Origin of the sequence: Herbiconiux sp. UC225_62 (assembly GCF_042694625.1) — a bacterium.
In the GTDB taxonomy this organism is placed as follows: Bacteria; Actinomycetota; Actinomycetes; order Actinomycetales; family Microbacteriaceae; genus Herbiconiux.
The window spans coordinates 969,693-989,882 of record NZ_CP170551.1; the positions used below are offsets into that span (position 1 = coordinate 969,693).

Consider the following 20,190-nt stretch of genomic DNA (forward strand, 5'->3'; position numbering starts at 1 on the left):
AATTGGGTCAGGCGATCCCGGGTCGCGAGGCCGGGGCCGAGCGCGGCTTCGGTTTCGGCGCCGCCAGGGCCGTCCGGGCGGGCACGAGCCAACCGATCTCGACGGGGCGCCGCCGGCGGGCCAGGGCGTAGGCCGCGAGCAGGATGCTGAGCACGAGCATCCCCGCCATGACGAGAGCCGCGGTCACCACTGTGCCGGCGTCGCCGCCCGTGAGGATGGCCTGGATGCCCGAGACCGCGTAGCTCAGCGGACTGATCGCGTTGATCACCTGGAAGGGCCCGGAGAGGATCTCGACCGGGTAGAGCCCACCCGTCGCCGCGAGCTGCAGGGCGAGCAGCACGAGCGAGATGACGGCGCCGACCCGACCGAGCGCCGTGGCGAGGAACTGGTGGAAGGCCGTGAAGGCGAGGGCCACGATCAGCGAGAAGCCGAGGGTGGCGGGGAGGGAGCTCCAGGCCACGCCGAGCGCGAGGTGCAGGAACGCGACCAGCAGCACCACCTGGGCGGCCGCGATTCCCGCGGCGCGCACGAAGGTGCGGGCGGTGAGGCGTGCGGTCGAGGCCGAGGAGGCGAGCACCGCGCGCGAGAAGGGGCGCAGCCACAGGAAGAGGGCGAGCGCGCCGATCCACAGGGCGGTGGGGAGGAGGATGGTCGACACGATCTGACCGAGGTTGGTCACCTGGTTGACGGTGCTGACGTCGACCTTCACCGGCTGGGCGACGACGTCGGCCGCGCTGGAGGTGTCGGATGAGGAGTTCGCTTTGAGCTGGTCAGCACCCGACTGCAGGCCGGACGCGAGCGTGCGCGCCCCGTCGCCGAGCTGCGTCGCGCCGGACGACAGCTGAGTGGCGCCGTCGCCAAGCTGCTGTGCGCCCGTGACGAGGGCTGGGCCGTTGGCGGCGAGAGTATCGGCGCCGGATGCGGCTTCACTGAGACCCGAGGAGAGCTGTGGCAGGCTCGCCACCCCAGAACCCAGGTCACCGCTGGCGATGTACTGCGCAGTGCCGATCGCTTGGGCGGCGGCTCCGAGGGTCGCACCGGCATTGGGATCGCCCGCCTGCAATTGCTGCAAACCAGTCTGCAGAGCGGCGTTGCCATCGGTGAGATATCCCGACATGGTGGCGTACCCGCTCGCGAGTCCGCCGAGCTGGCTGGCGCTCGCCGCAGCGTCATCCAGCCCGCCCGACAACTGGCTCACTCCATCCGTGTACTGGCTGAGCCCCGAGCTCAACTGCGTGGCGCCATCGGCGAGCTGCGTCGCGCCCGTGGCGAGGCCGTCGGCGCCGGTGGCGAGTTGGGTGGCGCCGCCCGCGGCATCCGAGAGGCTCGTGCCGACGCCACCGAAGCTGGTGTAGATGCCGTTCACGACCTGGGCGGTCACCTGCTGGCCGAACCCGGCCTGCACGGCCGAGGCGACAGTGCTCGCCACGAGCCCGGAGAGGTAGCCGTGCGAGTCGTCGGTGGTGATGTCGATGAGTCCCTGCTTCGGATCGGCCGTGCCGAGCGTGTTCAGGCTGGCCGAGAAGTCCTCGGGAATCGTCAGCACCGCGTAGTAGGTGCCGTTCTCTAGGCCCTTCTGGGCGTCGTCGGAGTTGGTGGCGTGCCAGTCGAAGCCGGTCTGCCCCGCCCCGGTGAGCTCGGTGACCAGGCCGCGGCCGGCGAAGTTCGTCGACGTGGTGCCGTCGGCGTTCGTGGTGGTGGTCATCGTGTCGTTGTTCACGATGGCGGCGGGCACGCTGCTGATGTTCGTGTCGGCATCCGCGAGTGCGCCGGTGAACAGGCCGTTCACGGCGAGCGGCGTGAAGGCCACGGCGAGCGCGGCGAGGACGACGAGGACGATCTTGGTGCGGCGGCGCATCCGAGGCGTCGGCGTGGTGGTCGAGCTGCTCATCGGGGGCCTCCCTTCGAAGCGGGCGATTCAGTGGATGGAGTGGCCCCCGCGGCAGCGGGCAACGCGATGCGGACGAGCGTGCGGTCGCCGACGGTCGAGGCGTGGCTGGCGGGCTCGGACTCGAGCCCGATGATCACGGTGGTCGAGCGGTCGGCGATGCTCGCGACCGCGCCGGCGAAGGCCGGGGTCGACGGATGCGCGAAGTCGCCGTCGCCCGCGTCGACCACGAGCACGTCGGAGCGGTCGGCCACGCCGAGCGCCACCGCGAGCAGCGACTGCGTGAGCGGGGTGAGCTCACCCAGGGTGCGGTGGATGTCGATCGGCGCCTCGCCCTCGACGTCGGCGAGGGCGCCGTTGATGCGCGCCACCAGTTCCTCAGCATCGCCCTGCGGAACCCGGCGGAACCAGGGCAGACCCAGCCGCAGGCGCTCGTTCAGGGCGTCGCCGACGGTGGTGGTGGCATCCGGTCGCCGCGATTCGAGGTCGACCAGGGTGACGCGCTTGGCCACCGGACCCGACTCGGAGGGGAGGCAGTGGCCGAGCACCTGCAGGTGGCCGGCGGCGGGCGCGATCCGCCCGGCGACGGCGGCCCCGATGAGACGGCGGGCAGCGGTCTCGCCGGTGACGACGGCCACCGCTCCGGCGGGCACGTCGAACGACACGGGAGCGCCCGACCCTTCCACCTCGAGATCTTCGGCGGTGACCGCGCCGTCGTGCCGGTGCGCCCACTCGCGTTCCTCGATGTGTTCGCGCAGGCTCTCGCCCTCCACGTCGACGTTCGGCAGGATGCGTCCGAGCCACTTCGGCAGGTACCAGGCGTGTTTGCCGAGCAGGGTCATGATGGCGGGCACGAGGGTCATGCGCACGAGGAAGGCGTCGACGAAGACACCCACGGCGAGCGCCAGCGCGATGGCCTTGATGGCACCCTCCCCTTCGGGAACGAAGGCGAAGAAGACGAAGAACATGATGAGTGCGGCCGCGGTGACCACCCGGGCGCCGTGCTGGAAGCCCACGCGCACCGCCCGTTTCGCATCCTTCGTCTTCACGTACTCCTCGCGCATGCCGGAGACCAGGAAGACCTCGTAGTCCATGGCGAGGCCGAAGAGGATCGCCATCAACAGGATGGGGAGGAAGCTGATGATCGGTCCCGTCGAGTGCACCCCGAGCACGTCGGCGAACAGGCCGTTCTGGAACACCGCGACGGTGACGCCGAAGGAGGCGCCGACCGAGAGCGCGAAGCCGAGCGCCGCCTTGATGGGCACGGCGATCGAGCGGAAGACCATCGCGAGCAGCAGGATGGACAGGCCGATCACGAGGATGCCGAACGGGATGAGCGCGTTGCTCAGCTGGTTCGAGACGTCGATCGCGACGGCGGTCTGGCCGCTCACCGTGAACGGCGTGCCGTACTGCGCCTCGACCTCGCCCTTCATGTCGCGCAGCCGCTCGACGAGAGCCTTCGTCTCGGGCGCGTCGGGCGCGGTCGTGGGCACCACCTGGAAGATCGCGGTGTCGAGGGTCTCGTCGGGGAGGCCCGGACCCACCGTCGCGACGCCGTCGACCGCTTCGAGGTCGGATCGGATGCCCGCGAGGTCGTTCTGGATGTCGGTGGTCTGCGTGATGTCGGCTACCACCACGATGGTGCCGTTGTAGCCGGGGCCGAACTTGTCGGCGATGGTGTCGTAGGCGACCCGCGCCGACGAGCTCTCGGGCTGCGAGGCGGCCGTGGGGAGGTTGAGGTCGAGGCTGAAGGCCGGGATCGAGGCCACGCCCAGCAGGCCGACGACCGCCACGATGAAGACGATCGGGGCCTTCATCACGAGGCGCACCCAGCGGCCGCCGAGCGAGGGCTTGGCGGGTTTCGCTGGTGCGGCAGGGGTCGTGGTCGCGCCGGTCTCGTCTGCGGGCGCGGGGCTCGCGACGACGTCGTGCGACGCTTCGGCGATGGCCCGTCGGGCCGCGCGCGAGCCCGGCTTCGGCGCGAGCTTGCCCTTCGAGATGCCCATGATGGCGGGCAGAAGCGTGATGGCGATGGAGACGGCGGCGAACACGGCGAAGGCCGCGGCCACGCCCATCACGGAGAGGAACGGGATGCCCACCACGAGCAGACCGAGCAGCGCGATGATCACCGTGAGTCCCGCGAACACGACCGCGGCACCGGCGGTGGCGACGGATTGCGCGGCCGACTCCTCGGCATCCATCCCCCGCGCCAACTGGGATCGATGTCGGCTGAGGATGAACAGGGCGTAGTCGATGCCGACCGCGAGCCCGATCATGACGGCGAGCATCGGGGCCGTGCTCGAGACGCTGGTGAAGGCCGCGACCACGGTGATGCCGGCGAAGGAGACGCCCACGCCGATGAGGGCGGAGAGCAGAGGCAGTCCGGCGGCGAGCAGGGAGCCGAAGGTGATGAAGAGCACGATGCCGGCGAAGAGCACGCCGATTCCCTCGGTGATCGTGAGGCCGAAGGTCTGGTTCGTGAACACCTCGCCGCCGTAGGAGACCGTCATGCCGTCGGCTTCGAGGGTGTCACCGGCGGTGGTGACCTGGGTGAGCGTGGCGTCCGTGACATCCGTCGCCGGCCCGTCGAACTGCACCTTGAGGAGCGCGGTGGTGCCGTCGTCGGAGATCGCGTTGGTGGCGTATTCGGAGTAGGGGCTCACGACGGCGGCGACCTGATCGAGGTTGCCGAGGTCGTCGGCCACGTCGCTGATCTCCTGTTTGACGGTGTCGTCGTTGACGCTCTGACCGTCGGGGGCGACGATCACCACGGTGGCCGCGGCGCCCGCCGCGGAGGGGAAGAGGTTCTCGAGCTTGTCGATGGTCTGCTGCGACTCGGTGCCCGGGATGGTGAAGCTCTCCTGGGTCTGGCCGCCGAGGGCGAGGCCCGTGCCGAGGAGGGCGCCCAGCACCAGCACCCAGGCGGCCACGACGTACCAGGCCTTGCGGAAGGCGAATCGTCCGATTCGGTAGAGCAATGTCGCCACGGGAGGGCTCCTCGGTGTTCTCGGGTGTGTGTTCTCGGGTTGTCGGGTCGCTACCCCGCGAGGGGCACGATCAATTCGGTGACCACGTCGATGAGGGCCTCCCTGACCTCACCGACGGGTTCGAACGCGTCGGCGCCCACGGGGGCGGCGACCAGGATGTAGGCGGCTCCGGCGAGCGCGATGCCGAGCCGCACGCGCTGCTGGGTGGTGGGCAGCTCGGACATGAACGCCTCGCCGATCTGCGCCATGTAGCCGAGCGCTTCGTCGATGAGGCGGATGTCGCCGAGGGTCTGCCCCTGGTTGATGATGATGTGTGCGGCGAGCCGGTATTCGAGCAGCAGGTCGACGAATTCGACGACGAACGCCTCACGCAGCTCGCGGGAGGAGGCGCGCTCGACCGTCGAGGCGAGGAAGGTGCCGAGGCGCTCGACGGCGGGGGCGATGGCCTCCTCGAAGAGGGCCTCCTTCGACGAGAAGTGGTAGAGCACGCTCGACTTCGAGTAGCCGGCCGCGTCGGCGATCTGCTGCAGGCTCGTGCCGGCGTAGCCGTTCTCGGCGAACATCTGCAGCGCGATCTGGCGCAGCTCGGCGCTGACGTCGGTCTGGATGCGGGGAATCGGCTGGGGAGAAGGCACGATCCGACCCTAGTCTGACCGATCGGTCAGCCGCTGTCCGATCGGTCAGATTCGAGGCGAGCTACCAGCTTCTCTGCAGGCCCCGTTCACCAGGGGGAGGTCAGACGTGGTCGCGCCAGGAGTGCTTGGGGGCGTACCAGAGTTGGTCGCGGGCCTTGTCGATGGAGAGAAGGGTGTCGGTGCCGTCGACCGAGCGGGTGAACGGCACGGTCGGGAAATGCTCGGCCGCGAGCGCCGCAGAGGGAGTGGTCATGACGGTGTCGGCCGCCGCGATGATGAAGGCCTCGAAACCGCGGAGGGTGCTCTCGAGTGACAGGCGCACCGCCTGCGCACCGTCGCGCGCGTCGATGTAGCCCCAGGCGTTCCAGGCGCGTGAGAGCGGCGCCTCCTCGAAGGACGGGAACGCGGCGTAGTCGGCCACGTCCATCACGTTCGAGAAGCGCAGGCCGATCAGCTTGAGATTCGGATTCCAGCGCGTGAAGTGCCGTGCCATCTCCTCCTCCACGGCCTTGCCGAGCGAGTACGTCGACTGCGGGCGCACCGCGTACGACTCGTCGACCGGGAACGACGGCGGCGGAGTCTCGGTGAAAGGCAGACCGAGCACGGTCTCGCTCGACGCCCACACGATGTTGTCGATACCGGCCGCCTGCGCCGCCGCGAAGACGTTGTAGGTGCTCGGAACGTTGTTGGCGAAGGTCGCCGAGTTGGTGAGGATGCCCGGGGCCGGGATGGCGGCCAGGTGCACCACGGCATCGACCGACCGGTACCGGTCGTCGACCGCGGTGAGCGCCTCAGCGACCTCGCCGTAGTTCGACAGGTCGACGCGCAGGAACTGAGCACGCGCATCCGGTTCGGGGGAGGGTGCCCGATCGAGGTTCACCACCCGGTAGCCGCTGTCGAGCAGCTCCCGCACCACAGCCCGCCCGAGTTTTCCGCTTCCACCAGTGACTGCGACGTTGTCCATGTCACCAACGTATCCCGCACAGCCGACGTTAGGCTGACCGCATGGCCATCGTCGCATCCGTTCTCGTGGGCCTCGCGGCCCTGCTGCACGTCTACATCTGGTACATGGAGAGCGTGCGCTGGCGCACCCCCGTCGTCTGGAAGCGCTTCGGCCTCGCCAGCCAGGCGGATGCCGACACCACGGCGCCACTCGCCTACAACCAGGGCTACTACAACCTCTTCCTCGCGGTCGGCGCGGCCCTCGGCGTCATCCTCTACTGGACGGATGCGCGCGAGGCCGGCTTCGCCCTCGCCGTCTTCTCGGCGGGGTCGATGTTCGCCGCGTCGCTCGTGCTCCTCAGCACCGGTCGCGAGCGCCTCCGCGCAGCGGCGACACAGGGCACCCTCCCCCTCCTCGGGGTGATCTTCTTCCTGCTCGCCCTGGCGGTGTGACGGCTCTGCCGAGTGCGCCGCGCGGGGCTCGGGCTACTCGGCAGCCGGCAGAGTCGGCGCGGCCGCGGCGCGATCCCGAGCACGCTGCTCACGACGCTCGCGGCGCCGCTCACGCGTGCCCTCGACGAGGTTGTAGAGCACCGGCAGCACGATCAGGGTGAGCAGGGTCGACGACACGAGACCGCCGATGACGATGATCGCGAGCGGCTGCGAGATGAAGCCCCCGTGCCCGGTCAGCCCCACCGCCATCGGCAGCAGCGCGAAGATCGTCGCGAGTGCCGTCATCAGGATCGGCCGGAGACGACGGGACGCGCCTTCGACGAGCGCCTCCCGCACCGGCAGACCCCTCCCCCGGTACTGGTTCACGAGGTCGACGAGCACGATCGCGTTCGTCACCACGATGCCGATCAGCATCAGCACTCCGATGATCGACGGCACCCCGAGCGGGATGCCGGAGATCACCTGCAGCGCGATGGCCCCGGTCGCGGCGAACGGGATGGACACCAGCAGCAGGATCGGTTGCAGCAAGCTCTTGAAGGTGGCCACCATGACGACGTAGACGATGAGGATGGCGACCAGCAGCGCGATCCCGAGCTGGGAGAACGCGTCCGACTGATCCGTCACCACGCCGCCGACGCTCGCGGTGGCGCCGGCCGGGAGCGAGACCTCGTCGAGCGCCTTCTGCACCTCGGCATTCGCGGTGCCGAGGTCTTCGCTGTTCGGCGTCACCGACACGGTCGCGGTGCGGACACCCTTCACCGTGGTGATGGTCGCGGGCCCGTCGACGATCGAGACGGTGGCCAGCGAGTCGAGCCGCACCGGGCCGAAGGCCGTCGGGATCTGCAGCCCGGCCAGTTCGTCCTGCGTCGTGGGCGGGTTCTCGGCGGCGATGTAGATCGTGTAGTTCTTGTCGTCGATCACGATCGAACCGACCGTGGTGGGCTGCATCGCCTGCGAGACGATGCTGCCGACCGCCACCTCGTTGAGCCCCGCCTGAGCCGCCTTGTCGCGGTCGACCGCGACCTGCACGTACGGGCGCGAGTCGCTGAGGTTCGACGAGGCCTGCTTGACCTCGGCGAGCCCCTGCATGCTGGCGAGCACCGCGGACGCGGCCGTGGCGAGGTCGGTCTGGGTCGGGGCGGTGACGTCGATCGCGATGTCGGAGGAGCCGCCGAAGCCGCCTCCCGACGAGACCGAGATGTCACCGGCATCCGGGATCGCTTCGAGCGTCGTGCGCACGGTGTCCTGCAGGGCGTCCTGGTCGACGCCCTCATCGGTGGTGATGTTGTAGGTGATGGCGCTGTCCCCGCCGCCCACGAAGGCGTCGCGCAGCGCGCTCCCCGAGGAGCCGATGGTGAGCTGCACGGTCTGGATGCCGTCGATGCCCTCCAGGGCCGACTCCACCTGGTCCGCCGCCGCCGACTGGGTGTCCAGGCTCGAGCCGACCGGTACGGTCTGCGTGACCGTGAAGGTGTTCTGGCCGCTGGAGCCGAGGAAGTTCGTCTTCATCAGCAGGGTGAGCGGAACGGTCCCCACCAGCACGAGAATCGCGATGACGATCGTGATCACGGAGTGCTTCAGCGTCCAGGAGATGATCGGGAGGTAGCGGCGCTGGAGGGCGGTGGGCGGCTCGTCCTCGATCTCCGCGCGGTGTGCGCGGGGGCGGCGCGAGGGGGGCGGCGACTCGATGACGGCGATCGCGGTGCCGGGAGCGGCTCCGGATGCGGCGACGTCGAGCGCGGGGTCGTGCAGCGGGCCGGCGTGCGGATGCGGGTGCTCGGTCGAGCGGGTCGGCGCGGCATCCGAGGAACCGTCTCCGGACCCCGCGGCGATGCCGGCGGCCGGCGCCTTCTTCGCCTTGGGCGGGCGCACGAACCAGTAGGCCAGCACCGGAACGATGGTGAGCGCCACGAGCAGCGAGGCGAGCAGCGCGATGGTGACGGTGAGCGCGAAGGGCCGGAACAGCTCGCCCGTGGTGTCGCCCACGAACGCCAACGGCAGGAAGACCGCGACCGTGGTGATGGTGGAGGCCGTGATCGCCCCCGCCACCTCGCGCACCGCGTCGACGATGAGGGACGCGCGGGCTGCCCCGGCCTCCTTCGGCGAGAGCTGCACTCCGGCGAGCGCCGAGAGGTGTCTCTTGATGTTCTCGATGACGACGATCGAGTCGTCGACCACGCGCCCGATGGCGATGGTGAGAGCGCCGAGCGTGATGATGTTGAGCGTGTAGTTCGCCGTCTGCAGACCGATGAAGGTGATCAGCACCGAGGTCGGGATGGAGATGGCGGTGACGATCGTCGACCGGATCGACAGCAGGAAGACGAACACGACGAGCACCGCGAAGAAGAGGCCCAGGAGGCCTTCGGTGGCGAGGGATTCGATCGACTGCTGGATGAACGGGGCCTGGTCGAAGACCACGGTGAAGGTGGCGCCGGGGATCGCACTCTCGAGCTGCGGCAGGAGGTCGCGCACGCCTTGCGACACCTCGACCGTGTTCGCCGAGGGGAGCTTCGTGATCGACAGGGTGAGCGCATCCTCACCGTTGACGCGGGAGATGGAGGTGACCGGGTCGTCGACGAGGGCCACCGTCGCGACCTGCCCGATGGTGACGGGCGTTCCGTCCTGATTGACGGCCGGGAGCGGCAGCGCGGCGATGTCGTCGGTGGAGGTCAGCTTCGATCCGGCCTGCACGGCGTAGCTCTGGCCGTCCTGCGTGAGGGTGCCGGCGGGGATCAGCTGCCCGTTCGCCGCGATGGCGTCGCTGATGTCCTTCGTGGTGACGGTCGCGATCGCGAGCGAGGCGGGCGAGGGCGTGATGGTGACCCGCTGCCCGATGGCGCCCAGCACCTCGGCGGCGCGCACGCCGTCGACCTCTTCGAGGTCAGGGACGGCGGAGGTCTCGAGCTGCCCGGCGAGCGTCTTGGTGTCTTCGCCGGAGACGGCGATCGAGATGATCGGCAGGTCGTTGATGCTGCCGGAGAGCACCTGCGGATCGAGGTTCTCGGGCAGCGTCGACTTGATGCGGTTGATGGCCTGCGTCATCTTCTGCTCGGCGGTCGCGAGGTCCGTGCCGTAGGTGAAGGTGGCCGAGATGATGGAGAGGTTCGTGCTGCTGGTGGCGCTCGTGGTCTCGATGCCTTCGACGCCCTGGATGGCGCTCTCGATCGGCGTGGAGACGTCGTCGTTCACGACCTCAGGGCTCGCACCGGGGTAGGTGGTGAGCACCGCGAGCTGCGGGAACTCGATCGAGGGGATCAGCTCCTGCTTCAGGCTGGTGAGCGCGAGCCCGCCGAACACGGCGACCACGATGGTGACGAGCGCGATGAGGGCCCGGTTCTTCATGCTGAGAACGGCAAGGAAATGCACGTCGTCGACTCCCTCTGAAACGGCTAGGTAGCTTAACTATCGCATCCCCGGAGAGCGGTCACCGACCGCGTCAACAGGTCTCCGAACCGGGCTCGCTCCTCGGGTGAGAGGCCGGAGATCATGCGATCTTCGACCCCCTTGACGGCCGCACTGGCGGAGGCGAGCTGACGCCGCCCTTTCGCCGTCAGCTCGACCGGCAGCGCCCGGCCGGACGGCGGCTGGTCGGGGCGGGTGACGAGCCCGTCGCGTTCGAGCGACTGCAGCAGCACGTTCATCGACTGACGGGTCACGAAGGCGCCCCGGGCGAGCTCCGAATTGGACAGACCGGGCCGCTGGGCGAGGAGTTCGAGACAGGAATAGTGCGTGATCGTCATGCCGAGCGGTCGCAGCACCGCTTCCATCTGCGTTCGCAGGGCGCTCGACGCCTCTTTCAGGAGGTAGCCCAGCGAGGTCTCGAGATGGATTCCCGGCGCGTCTTGACTCATGTCAGTATTCTGACATACAGTTCTCGATGTCAGCTAACTGACATTGATTGAAAGGATCATCATGCCCGCCTCCGGACCCGGTTTCATCTCCTTGCAGGTGCGCGACGTGCCCGCGTCGGCCGCCTTCTACGAGAAGTACCTCGGCTTCACGCGGCAGGCCGGTCCGCCGCACGCGGTGGTCTTCGACACCGCTCCGGCGGCTTTCGCCGTGCGTTCGCCCCTGCCCGGCGTCGATCTCGACATCATCCCCCAGCCCGGAATCGGCGTGGGCGTGTGGCTGCACGCACCCGACGCCCAAGCCATCCACGACGCCCTCGTCGCCGACGGCGTCAGCATCACCGCAGAACCGATCGACGGCCCCTTCGGGCGCACCTTCACCTTCGCCGACCCCGACGGGTATCAGATCACCCTCCACGATCGCGCCTGACCCCGTCTCCTCACGCCATGAGGCCGGCGAGCTCGGGCGCCCAGGTCTCGCGGCGCTCCGTGCCGTGGACCACGCGGCCGCGAGCGACGACCAGGTGCCGGCCGGGCTGGTCGATCACGACCGTCGCCGGGTCGACGGAGTCGAACACCACCAGGTCGGCGGCCGCGCCGGATTCGACCACGTGTCGATGGGCGGCCTCCGGGTGGAGGATCTGTGCACCGGCCGCACCCGCCAGCCCGAGCAGCGCCGCGAAATCCGTTTCGTCGGAGACGAAGGACACCCGGGCGAGCAGCAGGGCGATGTCGAGCGGATCGGCGCGGCCCGTCGGCGTGAACGCGTTGCGGACGTTGTTCGACGAGACGGCGGTCCGCACGCCATGTCGCCGCAGCGCCTCGAGCGGGGCCACGCCACGCCGGGCGTTGCGCTCATCGGCGCGTCCCATCAGATAGAGGTCGGTGGCCGGCAGCACCACCACTCCGACGTCGGCAGCGGCCAACGCGTCGAGCTCTGGGAAGAGATCTTGGTATACAAAATGCCAGCTTTATATTTCGGCGCGACTTCTCCGCTGTTACGTGTTTGTTTCGTGCTGTTTGGTATGCCGCACGGCGCCCGCCGCGCCGCTCAGGGCTCCAGGCGCTCCCGCATGAGCTTCAGCGAGTCGGACCGGCTGTGCTCGACGTGCGCGTAGGCCAGCGAGCCGGCGTACTCGACATTGCCGTCGGCGATGGCGCGGCACAGCTGCTGGTGCTCGGCGCACAGCACCTGCTGGTCGCGCTCCGCCTCCAGCCGGAACAGGCGGCGCACCCGACCGTTGATCGGCCCCATCAGCCCGATCAACAGCGAGTTGCCGGAGAGGCGCAGGATCTCCTCGTGCAGGGCGGAGTTGGCCGCGGCGATCTCGCGGTCATCCCCCACCTCCAGCGCTGATTCGGCGGCAGCCAGTCGCTCGAACAGCTCGCTCGACGAGGCACCGCCCGCGCAGGCCTGAGCCGCCAGGCGGGCGGCGAGCACCTCGAGGCTCGACCGAACGGCGAACAGCTCCTCGACGTCGCCGAGCGTCATCTCGGTGACGACGGCGCCCTTGCGAGGGACGGTACGGATGAAGCCCTCGCTCTCCAGGCGAGGCATCGCCTCGCGGATCGGGATGCGGGAGACGTTGAACTCCTCGGCCAGTTCCCGCTCGCGGATGCGCTCCCCCGCCGGGATCACCCCTTCGATGATGCGCTCGCGCAGCTCTTCGTAGATCTTCGCTGAGAGCGACTGGTCCGCGACCCCGAGCGGCAGTGCGTTCGTCACGATTCCGGCATCCACGAGCAATCCCTCCAGCTGGCTGATTGCCTACTGTATTCCACAATCGGCGCGCGTCGCCGCCCGCACGCGGTGGGCTGGCCGGGCACGCGTTCTCATTCCGGCACGTACTCCTGACGGAAAGCCGGTCCCACAGCATCGGCGATGTACTCGAAGTCGCGGTCTGAGTGCAGCACGATCGCGTCGTTCGCGATGGCGTAGGCCGCGATGAGGCAGTCGAAGGCGGCGGCCGAGCGTATCGTCCCTTTCTCCCAGAGCGCCTGCTGCACGTCGAGAACAGCTGACTCGTCGGGCTGGTACTGAGCGGGAAGCAAACCGTCCATGTACTGTCTGAGAAGCCGGTACTCAGCCGCACTCCGCGCAGAGTGACAGTACTCCAGCACTTGAGGCGGGCACGTCATGACGAGATGCTGGGGCGGCAGTCGCCGCAACCGCTCTGCGATCGTTGCGCTCCTGGCTGCCTTCTGCCAGATGCTGTTGTCGACGATGTAGGTGGTCACGAAGCCGCTGAATGCTGACCCGCGGGCGTGATGGTCGGGGCGTCGATCTGGTCGTCCTCGAATCGGTGGGCGATGATGCTCTCGATGACTGCCGACTGCCTCCGAGATGCGATCAATGTCTTCAACGCGACGGCCACAGTCTCTTTGTTGCTCGTCGCCCCGACGAGCCGCCGTGCTGCCTGCAGGTCACCCGGGTCGATGTCGATAGAAGTCACAACCATGATTTCTCCTCACTTCTATATACTCCACTATATAGCGGAGGTTCCGAAGTGTCGAGCGAAACGGTCAGAGCCAGCCCTTGCGCTTGAAGGCCTTGTAGAGCCCAAATCCGAGGGCGAGCATCAGGGCGAGCGCGAAGGGGTACCCGAGCACCCAGTGCAGCTCGGGCATGTACTCGAAGTTCATGCCGTAGATGGTGCCCACGAGAGTCGGGGTGAAGAGGATGGCGGCCCAGGAGGAGATCTTCTTGATCTCGTTGTTCTGGTCCTGCCCCACCAGGGTGGTGTGCACCATCAGCGCGTTCTGCAGCAGCTGCCGGAACGAGTCGGCGCGCTCCACGATCCGCAGCACGTGGTCGTGCACGTCGCGCAGGTTCTCGCGCAGCGTCACATCCGCGTCGCGCTCGGCGAGGGCATCGCGGAGGGTCTCGAGCATGTCCGAGAGCGGATGCGTGGCGCGCTGGAACGCCATCACCTCGCGCGAGAGCTGGTAGATCCGCCGCGACACCTCCTGATCGCCGTTGAACAGCTGGTCCTCGATCTCGTCGATGTCGTTCTCGAGGCCGTTGATCACCGGCACGTACTCGTCGACCACCTGGTCGAGCACGGCGTAGAGCACGGCGAGCGGCCCCTTCGCCAACAGGGCGGGATCGGCCTCGAGGCGCTTGCGCACGAGCGCCAGGTCGGGCGACTCCGCGTGCCGCACGGTGATGAGGTACTCGGCGCCGAGGAAGACGTGCAGCTCACCGAACTCCACCCGCTCATCGGCGTCGAGGTAGCGGGCGGGCCGCAGAGCGAGGAAGGTCGAACCGCCGTACTTCTCGAGCTTGGCCCGCTGGTGCCCCTTCAACGCGTCCTCGACCGCGAGCGGCGGCAGGTCGAACTCGTCGGCCACCGACTGCAGTTCCTCCGGGCTCGGGCGGTACATCCCGATCCAGGCGAACCCGTGCCGCTCCCTCATCACCTCGAAGGTCTCGTCGAGACTCGGCGGGTCGGCGGTGCGGTGCCCGGCCACGTACACGGCGTTGTCCACGATCATCGGCTGTCTCCTCCACCGGGCGCGGGAGCGGCGTCCGGCACGAAACGGTAGCCCATGCCGGCCTCGGTGAGGAAATGCACCGGATGCGACGGCTCGGCCTCGAGCTTCTTGCGCAGCTGGCCGATGTAGAGCCGCAGGTAGCCGGTCTCCTTCACGAGATGGGTGCCCCACACCTCGGTGAGCAGTTCCTGGTGCGTCACCAGTCGCCCGGGGTTGCGGATCAGCAGCTCGAGGATCTTCCATTCCGTCGGCGTCAGGCGGATGGCCGTGCGGTCGCCGTCGCGCGTCACCTGGTGCGCGGCGAGGTCGACGGTGATGCCACCGAACGTCACCACGGGGTCGTCTCCCCCGACCCCGGGTGCGCGGCGCCGGGTGAGAGCGCGGATGCGCGCCAGCAATTCGTCCATCGCGAAGGGCTTCGTGACGTAGTCGTCGGCGCCCGCGTCGAGCGCATCCACCTTGTCGGCCGAGCCCGCCCGGCCCGAGACCACGAGGATGGGCACGGCCGACCAGCCGCGCACGGCCTGGATGACCTCGAGGCCGTCGAGCCGCGGCATCCCGAGATCGAGCATGATGAGGTCGATCGACCCCTCGGTGGCGACCCGGATGGCTTCGGCGCCGTCGGCGGCGGTGACGATGTCGTACCCCTGCGAACCCAGCGTGATCCGCAGGGCACGCAGGATCTGCGGGTCGTCGTCGGCGATCAGGATCTTCATGCGCCGTCCCTTTCCGCTGCCACCGGCAGCGTCACCACCATCGTGAGACCGCCACCCGGGGTCTCCTCCGTGTCGAGTGTGCCGCCCATGCCCTCGACGAATCCCTTCGAGAGGGCCAGCCCCAGGCCGAGACCGGTGAGGTTGTCGGTGTCGCCGAGGCGCTGGAACGGCACGAACACGTCGTCGCGCCGGTCGGCCGGGATGCCGGGACCGCGGTCGACCACGCGCAGCTGCACCGTGTCGGCGAAGGTGCTCGCCGACACCACCACCCGCTCCCCCGCCGGACTGTACCGCAGCGCGTTCGAGAGCAGGTTGACGAGCACGCGGTCGAGCAGCACCGGATCCGCCGGGAAGGCAGGCAGGTCGGCCGGGATGTCGAGGTCGACCTCCGCGGGTCCGATGCCGAGCTCATCGAGCACGGCCGGCAGCAGGTCGTCGAGATCGACGTCGACGAGCGAGACGCCGAGCACCCCGGCCTGCACGCGGCTCACGTCGAGTAGGTCGGTGAGCAGCTGGGCCAGCGAGTCGAGGCTCTCCTCGGCCGTGGCGAGCAGCTCCTCGCGGTCGTGCGCACTGAGCGAGGCGTCGCGGGCGCGCAGCCCCGTCACGGCCGCCGTCGCCGCCGTGAGCGGTCGGCGGAGGTCGTGCCCGACGGCCGCGAGGAGCGCGGAGCGCACCCGGTCGGCCGCGACGAGCGGCGCCACACCGCGCGCGGTCTCCTCGAGGTTCGCGTGCTCCAGGGCGGCGGCGATCTGCGCGACGATCACCGCCAGCAGCCGCCGATCGGATGCCTGCAGCTCCCGCCCGTGCAACTCCAGCACCGTGCTCTCGTCGACGGGCATGGTCACCACCCCACCGGACTCCCCCGACTGTCCCGGGAGCGGAAGGGGTTCTCCGTCGGAGGCGAGGGCGCGCCCGTCGCGCACGAGGCGCACGCCCGTGAGGCCGAACGCCTCCCGGGTCTGGGTGACCAGGGCCTGCAGTGCGTCCTCGCCACGCAGCACGCTACCGGCCACCGTGGCCACGAGCTCCGATTCGGCCGCCGACCTTCGTGCCGCTCGCGAGCGCCGTGCCGCCTGGTCGACCACGATGCTCACGAGCACCGCGATCACCACGTAGAGCACGAGCGCGAGCACGTGCAACGGCTCGTTGACGGTGACCGTGTAGAGCGGATCGACGAAGAAGAAGTCGAGGGTGAACCCGCTCAGCACCGCCGCGAAGAGAGCCGGCCAGATACCGCCGATCAGCGCGGCCACGACCACCAGCAGCTGGTAGGCGAGCACGTCGGAGGTGATCGAGTCGTCGCTGCGGAACGACGTGAGCAGCCACGTGAGCAGGGGCCCGGCCACGAGGGCGAACACGAAGCCGTAGATGCGCCGGCGGAGCGTGAGGGCCCCCCGGGTGCCGGGGAGTCGCATCCGGCCGCCCGCCGCCGCGTGGGTGACGATGTGCACGTCGATGTCGCCCGATTCCCGGATGACCGTGGCCCCGATGCCCGGGCCGGTCAGCAGCGCTGCCAACCGGCTGCGGCGGCTCACGCCGATGACGAGCTGGGTGGCGTTGGAAGCCCGGGCGAACTCCACGAGAGCCGACGGGATGTCGTCGCCCACCACCTGGTGGAAGCTGCCGCCGAGGCTTTCCACGAGCGCGCGCTGAGCGGCGAGCGCGCCCGGGTTGGGTTCGCGCAGCCCGTCCTGCGCGGTGACGTGCACCGCCAGGAGCTGACCGCCCGAGGAGCGAGCGGCGATCCGGGCACCGCGGCGCAGCAGCGTCTCGCCCTCGGGTCCGCCCGTGAGGGCCACCACCACGCGTTCCCGGGCCTCCCACTTCTCGCCGATGCCGTGGTCGGCGCGGTAGCGGCGCAGCGAGCTGTCGACCTCGTCGGCGAGCCAGAGCAGCGCGAGTTCGCGCAGCGCCGTGAGGTTGCCGAGGCGGAAGTAGTTGGAGAGGGCGGCATCCACCCGCGCCGCCGGATAGACCTGCCCCTCGGCGAGCCGGTCGCGGAGGGCCTGCGGGGCCAGGTCGACCACCTCGATCTGGTCGGCCGAGCGTAGCACCGCATCCGGAACCGTCTCGCGCTGCGGCACGCCCGTGATCTGCTGCACCACGTCGTTGAGCGACTCGATGTGCTGGATGTTCACGGTCGAGAGCACGTTGATGCCGGCATCCAGCAACGTCTCCACGTCGCGCCAGCGCTTCTCGTGGGCCAGACCCGGCGCGTTGGTGTGGGCCAGTTCGTCGACCAGCGCGTACTCGGGCGCGCGGGCCAGCACCGCGTCGAGATCCATCTCGTCGAGCTCGACCCCGCGGTGCCCGACGCGCAGACGCGGCACCACCTCGAAGCCGGCCGTCATCGAGGCGGTGCCGGCGCGGCCGTGGGTCTCCACGATCGCGATCACCACGTCTTTGCCCGCCGCGCGGAGCCGCCGGCCCTCCTCGAGCATCGTGTAGGTCTTGCCCACCCCGGGCGCCGCCCCCAGCAGCACCCGGAGCCGCCCCTGTTTCACGCGCGCACCCGGTCAGCCCAGTTGCGCGAGCGCGAGGTTGAGCTGCAGCACGTTGACGGTCTCGTTGCCGAGATAGCCCAGGTCGCGGCCCTGGATGAACGACTCGACGAGATCATGAACCTGCGACTCCTCCAGTCCCCGGGCCTCCGCGACGCGGGGCACCTGCAGTAGAGCGTATTCCGGGCTGATCTGGGGGTCGAGTCCGGAGGCGGAGGTGGTGAGGGCATCCACCGGGATGTCGGCCGGGTCGACGCCCTCGAGCTCCGAGATCGCGGCCTTGCGCGCGGCGATCTCGTCGAGGAAGTCGGGGTTCTCGGGCCCGTAGTTGCTGCCGACCGAGGCCGACGCGTCGTACCCGGCCACCGAGGGACGCGACTGGAACCACTCGGGCAGCGCGTTGCCGTCGGCGTCGGTGAACGACTGTCCGATGAGCGAGGACCCGGTCACGGTGTCGTCGGCGTTCGTGATCAGGCTGCCGTTGGCCTGCGCGGGCAGCGCGAGCTGACCGACGCCGAGCACGGCGAGGGGGTAGATGATGCCGAGTGCGATCGTCGCGACGATCATGTATCGGAGCGCCACCCAGTAGGGGCGGGCGAATCCGCGGGTGGGAGCCATGTGCGTATGCCTTTCGGGGTATATGGGTCAGAAGCCGGGGATGAGGGAGACCACGAGGTCGATCAGCTTGATGCCGATGAACGGGGCGATCACGCCTCCGAGCCCGTAGATCAGGAGGTTGCGGTTGAGGATGCGTGACGCCGACAGCGGGCGGTACTTCACCCCGCGCAAGGCCAGCGGGATCAAGGCGATGATCACGAGCGCGTTGAAGATCACCGCCGAGAGGATGGCCGAGGCCGGTGAGTGCAGGCCCATGATGTTGAGGAGGGCCAGGCCCGGGAACACGGCGCTGAACATGGCGGGGATGATGGCGAAGTACTTCGCCACGTCGTTCGCGATCGAGAACGTGGTGAGCGCACCGCGGGTGATGAGCAGTTGCTTGCCGATGGCCACGATGTCGATGAGCTTCGTCGGGTCGGAGTCGAGGTCGACCATGTTGCCGGCCTCCTTCGCCGCCGACGTGCCCGTGTTCATCGCCACGCCGACGTCCGCCTGCGCGAGCGCCGGGGCGTCGTTGGTGCCGTCACCGGTCATGGCGACCAGCCGGCCGCCCTCCTGCTCGCGGCGGATCAGGGCCAGCTTGTCCTCGGGCGTGGCTTCGGCGAGGTAGTCGTCGACACCGGCCTCGGCCGCGATGGCCTTGGCCGTGAGCGGGTTGTCACCCGTCACCATGACGGTGCGGATGCCCATGGCGCGCAGCTCGGCGAAACGGGTGGCGATGCCCTCCTTCACGACGTCCTTGAGGTAGACGACGCCGAGGATCTCCGCCGGCCTCCCGGGCTGCTTGGTGGCCACCACAAGCGGGGTGCCTCCCAGCGACCCGATCCGGTTTGTCTCCTCGTCGACCTCGGCAAGCACGGAGCTCGACGCCGATCCGGCGCCGCCCTCGCGCACCCAGGCGATGACCGCGGAGCCCGCGCCCTTCCGGATCTGCGTGCCGTCGCTGAAGTCGATGCCGCTCATGCGGGTCTGCGCGGTGAACGGCACCACCTCGCCGGCCACCTTCGCGGGGCGCACGAATCCGGCGCTCTCGGCGAGGTCGACGATCGACTTGCCCTCCGGTGTGGGGTCAGAGAGCGACGAGAGCGCCGCCGCCTTGCTGAGGTCCGCGGCATCCACCCCGGTCAGGGCGATGAACTCGGAGGCGCGCCGGTTGCCGTAGGTGATGGTTCCGGTCTTGTCCATCAACAGGGTGGTCACGTCACCGGCGGCCTCGACCGCGCGGCCCGACATGGCGAGCACGTTCCGCTGCACCAGGCGGTCCATGCCGGCGATGCCGATGGCCGAGAGCAGGGCGCCGATGGTGGTGGGGATGAGGCAGACCAGCAGGGCCACGAGCACCGCGATCGAGGGCGCTGCGTTCGAGTAGCCGGCGATCGGCCCGAGGGTCAGCACCACGATCACGAAGATGATGGAGAGGCTCGCGAGCAGGATGTTCAGCGCGATCTCGTTCGGCGTCTTCTGCCGAGAGGCGCCCTCGACGAGACGGATCATCCGGTCGACGAAGGTCTCGCCGGGCTTCGAGGTGATGCGCACCACGATGCGGTCGGAGAGCACGCGCGTGCCGCCGGTGACCGCGCTGCGGTCGCCGCCCGACTCGCGCACCACCGGCGCGGACTCGCCCGTGATGGCCGACTCGTCGATCGAGGCGATGCCGTCGATGATGTCGCCGTCGCCTGGGATGAGGTCTCCCGCCACCACCACGACGACGTCACCCAGCCGCAGTTCGGCCGAGGCCACCTGGGCGGTCGTGGCGTGGAGCGCCGAGGGGTCGGCGGCGGCGTCGTAATCGACGACGCGCGAAGCCATCGTGCTCGTGCGCGTCGCCCGGAGCGTCGCGGCCTGGGCCCTGCCGCGGCCCTCGGCCACCGACTCCGCGAGGTTCGCGAAGAGCACGGTGAGCCAGAGCCACACCGCGATCGCCCAGGTGAAGGCGAGCGAATCGGTGGCCCCGGTGAACGGCTGCACGATGGCGATGAGAGTGGTGAGTGCCGCACCCACCTCCACGATGAACATGACAGGGGTGTGCCACATCGAGCGCGGATTCAATTTCCGGAACGCCTGGGGAAGCCCCGAGGTGATCTGAGCGGTCAAGTTGGACATG

At 69.3% G+C, this 20,190-nt stretch carries 17 protein-coding genes; 2 read left to right on the top strand and 15 right to left on the bottom strand.

Going from position 1 to position 20,190, the window contains the following annotated elements; translation table 11 throughout:
- Nucleotides 1–7: 7 nt before the first annotated feature.
- The 4 genes from ACFJGU_RS04755 to ACFJGU_RS04770 all read right to left on the bottom strand — a co-directional run bounded on the left by ACFJGU_RS04755 (nucleotide 8) and on the right by ACFJGU_RS04770 (nucleotide 6,474).
- Entirely contained in the window at nucleotides 8–1,891 is a 1,884-nt protein-coding gene (locus ACFJGU_RS04755) for a YhgE/Pip family protein (protein WP_382308113.1), read from the bottom strand.
- Nucleotides 1,888–4,875 (bottom strand): MMPL family transporter, encoded by a 2,988-nt coding sequence (locus ACFJGU_RS04760; RefSeq protein ID WP_382308115.1) that lies wholly within the window; start codon nucleotides 4,873–4,875, stop codon nucleotides 1,888–1,890. Before ACFJGU_RS04760 ends, ACFJGU_RS04755 begins: the two co-directional genes overlap by 4 nt.
- A 50-nt stretch (nucleotides 4,876–4,925) precedes the next feature.
- A complete protein-coding gene (locus ACFJGU_RS04765) occupies nucleotides 4,926–5,510 on the bottom strand; it encodes a TetR/AcrR family transcriptional regulator (protein WP_382308116.1) in 585 nt (194 codons plus the stop codon).
- 100 nt (nucleotides 5,511–5,610) lie between these two features.
- Nucleotides 5,611–6,474, bottom strand: a complete 864-nt coding sequence (locus ACFJGU_RS04770) for an NAD-dependent epimerase/dehydratase family protein (RefSeq protein WP_382308118.1) — start codon at nucleotides 6,472–6,474, stop codon at nucleotides 5,611–5,613.
- Between the two features lie 41 nt (nucleotides 6,475–6,515).
- Here ACFJGU_RS04770 and ACFJGU_RS04775 point away from each other — a divergent pair, with 41 nt between their 5' ends.
- A complete protein-coding gene (locus tag ACFJGU_RS04775) occupies nucleotides 6,516–6,905 on the top strand; it encodes a DUF1304 domain-containing protein (protein WP_382308120.1) in 390 nt (129 codons plus the stop codon).
- A 33-nt stretch (nucleotides 6,906–6,938) separates the two neighbouring features.
- Here the strand turns inward: ACFJGU_RS04775 and ACFJGU_RS04780 are convergent, their stop codons facing one another.
- The gene (locus tag ACFJGU_RS04780) at nucleotides 6,939–10,271 is read right to left on the bottom strand and encodes an efflux RND transporter permease subunit (RefSeq protein WP_382308122.1); all 3,333 of its coding nucleotides are present in this window, start codon (nucleotides 10,269–10,271) and stop codon (nucleotides 6,939–6,941) included.
- Nucleotides 10,272–10,303: 32 nt separating this feature from the next.
- On the bottom strand, nucleotides 10,304–10,756 hold the full coding sequence (locus ACFJGU_RS04785; RefSeq protein ID WP_382308124.1) for a MarR family winged helix-turn-helix transcriptional regulator: 453 nt from the start codon (nucleotides 10,754–10,756) through the stop codon (nucleotides 10,304–10,306).
- 61 nt (nucleotides 10,757–10,817) lie between these two features.
- On the opposite strand from ACFJGU_RS04785, the gene ACFJGU_RS04790 reads away from it, so the two are divergent.
- A complete protein-coding gene (locus tag ACFJGU_RS04790) occupies nucleotides 10,818–11,183 on the top strand; it encodes a VOC family protein (protein WP_382308126.1) in 366 nt (121 codons plus the stop codon).
- Nucleotides 11,184–11,193: 10 nt separating this feature from the next.
- Here the strand turns inward: ACFJGU_RS04790 and ACFJGU_RS04795 are convergent, their stop codons facing one another.
- From ACFJGU_RS04795 to kdpB, 9 genes are all read right to left on the bottom strand, one after another.
- Nucleotides 11,194–11,679, bottom strand: coding sequence for a hypothetical protein (locus ACFJGU_RS04795; RefSeq protein ID WP_382308128.1), 486 nt, complete (start codon nucleotides 11,677–11,679; stop codon nucleotides 11,194–11,196).
- Nucleotides 11,680–11,804: 125 nt separating this feature from the next.
- Nucleotides 11,805–12,494, bottom strand: a complete 690-nt coding sequence (locus ACFJGU_RS04800) for a GntR family transcriptional regulator (RefSeq protein ID WP_382308130.1) — start codon at nucleotides 12,492–12,494, stop codon at nucleotides 11,805–11,807.
- Nucleotides 12,495–12,586: 92 nt separating this feature from the next.
- Nucleotides 12,587–12,991, bottom strand: coding sequence for a PIN domain-containing protein (locus ACFJGU_RS04805; RefSeq protein WP_382308132.1), 405 nt, complete (start codon nucleotides 12,989–12,991; stop codon nucleotides 12,587–12,589).
- Nucleotides 12,988–13,212: a type II toxin-antitoxin system VapB family antitoxin gene (locus ACFJGU_RS04810; protein WP_382308134.1), complete on the bottom strand. Its 225-nt coding sequence runs from the start codon at nucleotides 13,210–13,212 to the stop codon at nucleotides 12,988–12,990. Before ACFJGU_RS04810 ends, ACFJGU_RS04805 begins: the two co-directional genes overlap by 4 nt.
- A gap of 64 nt (nucleotides 13,213–13,276) precedes the next feature.
- Nucleotides 13,277–14,248 carry a magnesium/cobalt transporter CorA gene (gene corA / locus ACFJGU_RS04815; RefSeq protein WP_382308136.1) on the bottom strand — a complete coding sequence of 324 codons (972 nt, stop codon included), beginning with the start codon at nucleotides 14,246–14,248 and terminating at the stop codon, nucleotides 13,277–13,279.
- Entirely contained in the window at nucleotides 14,245–14,964 is a 720-nt protein-coding gene (locus ACFJGU_RS04820) for a response regulator (protein WP_382308138.1), read from the bottom strand. The genes corA and ACFJGU_RS04820 overlap by 4 nt, the downstream gene beginning before the upstream one ends.
- Nucleotides 14,961–17,471 (bottom strand): ATP-binding protein, encoded by a 2,511-nt coding sequence (locus tag ACFJGU_RS04825; RefSeq protein ID WP_382308140.1) that lies wholly within the window; start codon nucleotides 17,469–17,471, stop codon nucleotides 14,961–14,963. The genes ACFJGU_RS04820 and ACFJGU_RS04825 overlap by 4 nt, the downstream gene beginning before the upstream one ends.
- A 12-nt stretch (nucleotides 17,472–17,483) precedes the next feature.
- Nucleotides 17,484–18,086: a potassium-transporting ATPase subunit KdpC gene (gene kdpC, locus ACFJGU_RS04830; protein ID WP_382308142.1), complete on the bottom strand. Its 603-nt coding sequence runs from the start codon at nucleotides 18,084–18,086 to the stop codon at nucleotides 17,484–17,486.
- Nucleotides 18,087–18,113: 27 nt separating this feature from the next.
- On the bottom strand, nucleotides 18,114–20,189 hold the full coding sequence (kdpB, locus tag ACFJGU_RS04835; RefSeq protein WP_382308144.1) for a potassium-transporting ATPase subunit KdpB: 2,076 nt from the start codon (nucleotides 20,187–20,189) through the stop codon (nucleotides 18,114–18,116).
- Between the last annotated feature and the right edge of the window lies 1 nt (nucleotide 20,190).